This is a genomic window from Ectothiorhodospira shaposhnikovii (assembly GCF_022227765.1).
GTDB lineage: Bacteria > Pseudomonadota > Gammaproteobacteria > Ectothiorhodospirales > Ectothiorhodospiraceae > Ectothiorhodospira.
This window is the reverse complement of sequence record NZ_JAJMLZ010000016.1, coordinates 1-7,585: the sequence shown is the minus strand read 5'-3', so window position 1 is coordinate 7,585 and position 7,585 is coordinate 1. Positions and strand designations below refer to the sequence as shown.

Below are 7,585 nucleotides of genomic sequence, written 5' to 3'. Positions count from 1 at the left end.
TGTGTCGAAAAAGGCCTCTGCAACATCCAGAAACAACGATAAAGGCGGGCTGTACATGCGATGTACTCCGCCGACATCATGAAACTCCCAGCGCCTGTAGTCCGTAGTGACCGGAACGACGCGGAATCCGGAGCGATTTGCAAAATCAGATTCATTGAAGGTTGCCACATCCCCCGGTAATAAAATTTCGATATACAAATCCCCGCCGGGCTGAATAGCCCGGCACAGGTTCACCATAGCGCCACGGATTCGCTCGGGGTCGGCAAGATAGCAATAACCTGCCCAAAAACTGGTGACGAGTGCACAACTGCCCTCGGGCAGAGGCAGGGAGGCAATATTTCCCTGAACGAAACAAGCGTCTGGATTGCGAACACGGGCTCTTGATAACTGGGCTGAACTGAGATCAACTCCAAACTGGCGCAACCCACTCGGGAACTGAGAGAAATGCCAGGCTTGTCCGCAACAGCAATCAAGCCAGATGCCACCAACATATGCTTGGCGCTTTATCAAACTCTCAAGAATACGGCGATTGACGGCATGTTTGTCTGGCCAAGGAGAAAGATAATACTTTTCATACTGTACGGCATATACCTCATCATAGCTGACTGAAGTCAGCCCAAACTGCCGTACTTGAGCTTGCCCAACCTGCAAGGATGGCGCAAAAGTAGTCACTATCGTTCCCCACATATCTCGCTCAATGGAAAAACCCGGGCACAAAAACCTGTACCCCGTGCAAAACAGGGTCACAGAAAATCTTCAGCACAGAACATAAAGAACCCAAGCAACCACGACGCGAACAAACCAGGTGACTTTACGCGCCAACAGTCAACAGAACCCAAGAGATATGTATATCAACCAACCAGGACTATTATTGAGCCAATTCACAAAACCATGAATTGGGTAACCATATCCGGTCATTTCTTGTCGAACTGATGCTGAGCCATAGAACAATCAGGCACCGCCCAGCGACCCGGGCCAGGTAATACAGATCGCGCTGATTCCAGCCCTCATGGCGACATACCTGGATCTCTTTCGTCCTCAGAGCGGTGGCGGCGGCTCCGTACCGCCGGAGGCAGGTGCGGGACTCGGCACCGCGGCCCCGGGTGCCTTCTTCCACACTGTCTTGAGCCCCAAGGCGATGCCACCCGCCAAGACCAGGAGGCCAATGCCGAAGAGCGGTCGATAGACGATCCAGGCGATGGCGATGACCACCAGAGAGACGGAGGCGGAGATGATGAAGGCGACAATCCCGGTGCCCGTGGCCACGATTCTGCCGGCCATGGGCAACACGCTCGCCAGCACCGAGAGCGGCTTGAGCACCATCGTGAGGCCAAGGAACATCAGGAGCCCGCCGACGAACCGAAGAATCCAGGTCAGGAACGTGTTCGCGGCCATCGCGTCACTGAAGACCTCGTCGGCGGCGGCAACGCCGCTACGGACGAAAAGGAGCGGCCGTCCGGCCTGGGTCGGGTATGCGGTAAAGCTGTCTCCGGTCTGGCGCCCGACCACGGTGGCGGCGCCGGCGGGCGCCTGCGAAAAAGTGATGCGTACATCGCCGACCGCGGGACTCGCGGGGTCGGCACCGCGAAAGAGAGCGCCGTTGTGGATTCTAAATCCCGCCCCCGCGCTTGCGGGCAACGCGTCGAGGTGCTCGTCGGTCAAATGGATTGGCTGGAAGCTCGTGAAGCGAGTCAGGTGCGCACTCGTCAGCTGAAACGCGCCGAAACCCGCCGTCGAAGGGTGCAGGGTCATCTCGGGATACGGCATCTCCGTCGGGTTCCGGTGGCTCGGATCGTTGAAGCTCGATGACCGGATCAGGTTCGACGACCATTCCTGCCGGTAGGAATAGGTGGTCACCCGCTCCTCGGTGCCGCCCACGGACGTGCGCGTCTGCGTGGTGCTGTCTTCGCGCCACTGAAACATCTCCACCGTGCGCTTGAGGCCGGTTGCGGAGTGCGCCATGATCCCGAAAATATCGTCCGTCAGAGCCTCGTCCACCTCCACGGTCGCGATCACATGCACGAGCGCGCCCTCGTGGGCAGGATCCACGATGTCCGCGCTCACCGACACCACGGCCGCCGCCCCTTCCTGCAGCGACTTGGCGGTCTTCACCGCGCGGCCCTCGTTGAGGAAGAGAACGGGGAAAGAGATGGCGATCAGCAGGAGTCCGACGAGGATCCCCTTGATCGAATCCCCCAGCCGCTGGAAGACATTGCGGCGAGTTATGACGACGTTGCTATTCATGGCGGTTATCTCCCGATGCCAGGGCAATGCAAAGCCAAACGCGAAGCACCGGCAGACGCCGGTGTTCGCGTAGAGGCCGCCGAACTTCAGTCCAGATCGTGTTATTGAACAACGAATTCGACGCGTCGGTGTTCCATCATACCTACCCAAACCTGCTCATAAGTGTCTAAACAGGTTCAGTGCTGACGCGCCTCGCTCAGGTCATCCTGGAAAATGACGGCTTCAGTCCGCACGAACTGTGTCTGGGCCGGGAGGGCTGCGAGATCCGTCACGAGAATAACGAATTGTAAGCGGGTGTTGAGCTTGCGCTCGAAGGGAGGTTGGTGTCGGGTCTCGGCCCAAAACGGTCACCCAGCCATCCGGTAATAATGGCTGCAAAGGCCCAGGCTGCGGACACTCATCCCATACTGAGACGGCCGTGATGGGGCGCGGGACACGGAGAGCCCCCCCAGCCCCTTGAAGAAGCTTCTCTGAATTGAATTTCAATGACAAAGGGATCGGGCGCGTCCCGCCGGCCCCTCCGGTCACGGTTGCCGCGGCGACTCAAACAGGCAGAAATTGAAGAGCTGCACGGCACCAGCAGGTGTGGTGTGCTGCTCACTGGCATATCGCACCAGTCGCAGGTCCTCTGCAACGGTTCGGTAAGGAAATGAAACACGGCGCGGTCATGCCAGAGGTCGAAACGCGCTGCGGGCAAATCCACCTCGGTAATGTCCTGCGCTAGCCAGGACACCTTGCCGCCGGCATCCCCCAGGAGAGATCGAGAGGCCTCAAGGGCCTGACGCGACAGGTCCAGCACCGTGAGATCGTCATACCCCGCTGCCAGCAATTCATCCACCAGGCGGGAAGTCCCGCCCCCCACATCAATGATGCCGGCGGAGGACGGCAGGTTCAGTTGCCTGATCCAATCCAGCGACACCCCCCCGCCCTGCTGATACCAGCTGAGCGAATCACTCGCACGGGTGGCATAAACCTCATCCCAATGGGCTCTGTCAGACACGCTGGTCACTCAGCGGTACTCAAATTATCTGTAGCACACTCTAACGATCATTAGATATTAGGCCTTGATATCCATCAATCAAAACACGTAGGAGACGAATATGCACAAAGACTGGAATCAGACTGTGAAGCAACTGGGTGGACTCATGCAGGAAGTAGGCAGTGGCATTCCGGAGGTCGCCAAAGCCTTTGCTGCCATGGACAAGGCCGCGTGTCATGAGGGAGCGGTGTCCGCCAAGCATAAAGAACTCATGGCCCTGGCCATCGGCATCGCCCTGCGCTGCGAGGGCTGCATTGCCTTCCATACCAAGGCAGCCATCAAGTACGGCGCCACCCGTGAGGAGGTCATGGAAACCATCGGCCTGTCCATCTACATGGGCGGCGGCCCGTCCTATGTCTATGGTGCCCAGGCTCTGGAAGCCTTCGACCAGATGAGTGGGTGAGTGGTAAAGTCTTCAATCCACAGTTTCACCTCATGATCGGAAGTGCAAGGACCACCACGGTTTGGCAAGGGGCCTGATCGATGAGCCACACGCCACATCCTTCAGGGCGCGTAAGAGAAGTCTTCGGCGCCTTTCTGCTGCTGGGATTGACTTCCTTTGGTGGGCCCATCGCCCACCTGAGCTACTTCCGCACTGAGTTTGTGGAGCGGCGTCGCTGGCTCTCGGAACAGGCCTACGCCGATCTGGTCGCGCTGTGCCAGTTCCTGCCGGGGCCGGCCAGCAGCCAGGTGGGCTTCGCGCTGGGACTGATGCGCGGTGGCGCGTGGGGCGCGGCGGCAGCCTGGACAGCCTTCACCCTCCCCTCGGCCATCGTTCTGGTGCTGTTCGCTCTGGGCACCGCCGTGCTCGAGGGCCCCGTCAGCCAGGGCATCATCCACGGCCTCAAGGTGACGGCGGTGGCCATCGTGGCCCATGCCGTATGGGGCATGGCACGCAGTCTCTGCCCCGATTCGCGGCGCGCCGGCATCGCGCTTGCCGCAGTGTTCACCGTGGTGCTGGTCAGCGGCCCGCTGGGTCAGGTGGCCGCCATCATGATCGGCGCCCTGGCCGGCATGGTGCTATGCCGCACCCAGGACGCAACCCAAGCGCACACCCTTTCGCTGCCCGTCTCGGCGCGTGTCGGTCACCTGGCGGCACTGGCCTTCGTGTTGTTGCTGGTAGGTCTGCCCCTGCTGGCCTGGGCCAGCCCCTCGGCCACTCTGGCAGTCATGGATGCCTTCTATCGGGCCGGGGCCCTGGTGTTTGGCGGCGGACACGTGTTGCTGCCGTTGCTGGAAGCCGAAGTGGTGCAGTCCGGCTGGGTGACTCCCGATGACTTCCTCGCCGGTTATGGCGCCGCGCAGGCCGTGCCCGGGCCACTCTTCACCTTTGCCGCCTATCTGGGCGCCGTGATGGGCCCTCTGGGTGGCAGTCTGCTCGGCGCCGCTCTGGCTCTGGTCATGATTTTCCTGCCCGGACTGCTCCTGCTGGTGGCGGTGCTCCCCCACTGGAACCGATTCCGCCGCTGGGTGGGCGCACAGGCACTGATGCGCGGTGCCAATGCTGCTGTCGTCGGCATCCTGGGGGCTGCCCTTTATCACCCGGTCTTCACCAGCGCCATCCTGGGTCCCCACGAGTTTGCCCTGGCGCTCACAGGCTTTCTCTTGCTCAGCGTCTGGAAATTGCCCGCCTGGGCAGTGGTGATCATCCTGGCCGCTGGCGGCATCGTCATCACCCTGTAGCGGGCATCTCCATGCCCGGAAATCCGGCTCACCCGATGCCCGGTGAGGATGCGTGCCATGGTCATGCTTGATTTCCTGCAAAGCCATCGAATAGGGTCAGGGCATCGGTGGACATTGCCTTTGATCAAGGAGATCCCATGAAACACCAGCCGCTTCACCTGCCGGGCACGGTACTCACTGCCCTGGCGATGACCGTGACGGGGTCGGCCCTGGCCGCCGAGCCGGAGTTCGTCGACGAAGCCCGCAACGTGTACATACCCGCCCAGGATGAGCGTCTGCGGACCCTGCGGGTGGGCGCGGTCTACAACGACGAGCACATCCAGATCCGTTATGAATTCGAGACCGACAATCCCAGCTGGTATCACCAGTACTGGATTTTCGAGGACGGTGAATGGGTCCGTTACGGGCGCGGATCTCCAGGGCCGGATCCCCACGGGCTGTACGAGGACCGGATCTCCATGATGCTGGACGACGGATCGGTGCCCCACTTTGGCGAGCATGGCGCCTACATGACCGTCCATGAAGGTATGCGCACGCTCACCAATGCCGCGGATGGCGAGGCAGTGCGCGCGCATCCCGTCCTGGGCGAGGAAATGGGCCGCTCCGATGTGCGCAAGTACCTGCCCGGCAGTCGCAACGCAGTTGATGCTGAAGTCTCCTGGGACAAGCTCAAGTCCGATGAAGAGATACAGGCCCTGCGCGAACAGGGATACTTCCTGGACCTGTGGCAATGGCGCGCCCATCGCAGCCACCCGGTGGGGCATGCGGACAACAACTACGTGCTGCACTATCGCCTGAACAGCGAGGGCCAGGGGCCCTTCACCGACAACTGGGACGACAAGGCGGAGCGTCCCGCCTGGATGTTCAACCCCGGCATCACCGGCTTCAAGGCCATGGACCGACAACGCCTCATGGACCGTGACTACGCACAGGATGACTGGTACTACCTGTCCGAAGAGATCGCCGTCCCCTTCGACCCGAATCACGACTGGCAGGAGGGCGATGTCCTGCCCCAGCGCTTCCTGAGACAGCCCACCGGGAGCCGAGGCGCCATCGCCGCTGCGGGCGGGTATGAGGAGGGCGCCTGGCGCATTCGCTTGACCCGCACCCTGGAAGCCCCCAACCCGCTGGACAGCAAGTCACTGGAGGATGGCGGACGCTATCAGGTGGCCTTTGCCGTTCACACCAATGCCTCCGGCGCCCGCTGGCACTTGGTCTCCCACCCGCAGACCCTGGGCCTGGGCGTGGACGACGCCGACATCGTGGCCCAGCGTGTGGAGGGCGACCTTGATTCCACCGAGGTGGACTGGACCGAATTGCAGGTGTATTACCCGGGCCAGATCACCTGGCAGTGGCTCAACCGGGACGACCACCCGGGCCGCGAGGCCATTGAGGAAGGCGAGATCGGCATACGCGAGATCCACCTCACCCTGGAAGAGATCGCCGCCTTCTCGGTGGCCTTCGAACGCCAGCAACTAGTGGTCCAACCCGAGGATGATGACCGGGAAGAGGACAGGGACTGAGGGGCACGAGCGCCGTATGGGGTGACCCACCCGGTTCAGCCGGTCTGGTCCTTCAAAGCAGCCCCGCTGGGCTGCTGGCCCCGCCGTTGCCCGCTTTCCACAACCCAACCCATCGCCCACCGGAAAAACCGTCTCGCCACCCCTTGGCGGGCCGGTTTCGTCTGCATAGGCTGCCGCCGCTGCTAAGAAGGGGCTTCCCTTGGCACTTGACAGGCGGCGGCGTCGTTTCTCCGCGTCTCGCTCCTGGCGCCGCAGGATAGCGCCTGTTATACGTCCCACCCTTTCCGAGGTCGCCCATACCATTCTCTTGAGTAGTGATTAAGATGCCGTCCCGAGCTGAGTCCAAGCAGACCCGGTGAGTGCCATGGGGGCTGGAGCAATATTCGAACGAGCATCTCAGGAAATCGACTCCGTCGAGTCCCGCTCCAAAAGAGACTTTGTCATTCACAACCCCAAATAATCTACTATAATACTAGGGTATAAGACTGGCTTTCGTGCTGGTCACCGCGGGGACGTACAAGGGGTGATCCGTCATGCAACACGGGCGCTCACACATGCTGCAGGCCTATGCCCGGGAACGTTCGGTGCCGTCATTGCGGGAATCTCGTATGGCGCCGGATCGTGGGTTCAGCATGATGGAGGGCGCCCAGGATGCCGGCGAATTCTCCACGCCGGCCGTCAGCGACCTGATGCTGAGCCAGTCGGTTGGTCCTGCTTTCCACTATGTCTGCGACATCGGGGCCGGTCGATTTTCGGGACAGACCCAGCCGATGGACTTTGTTGCGGTTGCTCCCAACGTGGATACCTATTGCAGCGTTGCCGACCCGGCCCGCCTGCGGTTTTTGGGTATTCCCGGTGTGTTTGCACGCGCCTGCCTGGAGCGTGATGCCAGTGACCCTCTGGATTTCGGCCCCATCCACACACGCCATCACCGCGACCCGCTGATCATCCAGGGCCTGGCCCTTCTGTGGCAGGAGATGGGACGAGAAGACCCGGCCGCACGGATCTTCGTGGACAGCATGACGGCCGCCCTGGTGGTCCGTCTGAGCCGTCTGTCCCAACAGGTCGCCAGGGCGGAGGACTGTCGAGGGGGCCT

At 61.4% G+C, this 7,585-nt stretch carries 6 protein-coding genes and 1 pseudogene; 4 read left to right on the top strand and 3 right to left on the bottom strand.

Annotation, left to right across the window (positions count from 1 at the left end):
* The 3 genes from LQD11_RS15300 to LQD11_RS15290 form a co-directional block, all read right to left on the bottom strand.
* The coding region (locus LQD11_RS15300) for a class I SAM-dependent methyltransferase (RefSeq protein WP_238618326.1) at positions 1–672 on the bottom strand (672 nt) is incomplete at its 3' end.
* A gap of 366 nt (positions 673–1,038) precedes the next feature.
* Positions 1,039–2,244: a TMEM43 family protein gene (locus LQD11_RS15295; RefSeq protein WP_238618325.1), complete on the bottom strand. Its 1,206-nt coding sequence runs from the start codon at positions 2,242–2,244 to the stop codon at positions 1,039–1,041.
* Between the two features lie 397 nt (positions 2,245–2,641).
* Positions 2,642–3,244, bottom strand: a complete 603-nt coding sequence (locus LQD11_RS15290; protein WP_238618324.1) for a class I SAM-dependent methyltransferase — start codon at positions 3,242–3,244, stop codon at positions 2,642–2,644.
* A 100-nt stretch (positions 3,245–3,344) separates the two neighbouring features.
* Between LQD11_RS15290 and LQD11_RS15285 the strand changes: the two genes are divergently transcribed.
* The 4 genes and pseudogenes from LQD11_RS15285 to LQD11_RS15270 all read left to right on the top strand — a co-directional run.
* A complete protein-coding gene (locus LQD11_RS15285) occupies positions 3,345–3,686 on the top strand; it encodes a carboxymuconolactone decarboxylase family protein (RefSeq protein WP_238618323.1) in 342 nt (113 codons plus the stop codon).
* Between the two features lie 80 nt (positions 3,687–3,766).
* Entirely contained in the window at positions 3,767–4,966 is a 1,200-nt protein-coding gene (gene chrA, locus LQD11_RS15280; protein ID WP_238618322.1) for a chromate efflux transporter, read from the top strand.
* Between the two features lie 137 nt (positions 4,967–5,103).
* Positions 5,104–6,489: an ethylbenzene dehydrogenase-related protein gene (locus LQD11_RS15275; protein ID WP_420828272.1), complete on the top strand. Its 1,386-nt coding sequence runs from the start codon at positions 5,104–5,106 to the stop codon at positions 6,487–6,489.
* Positions 6,490–7,022: 533 nt separating this feature from the next.
* A pseudogene (locus LQD11_RS15270) lies at positions 7,023–7,585 on the top strand (AraC family transcriptional regulator); the annotation flags it as partial.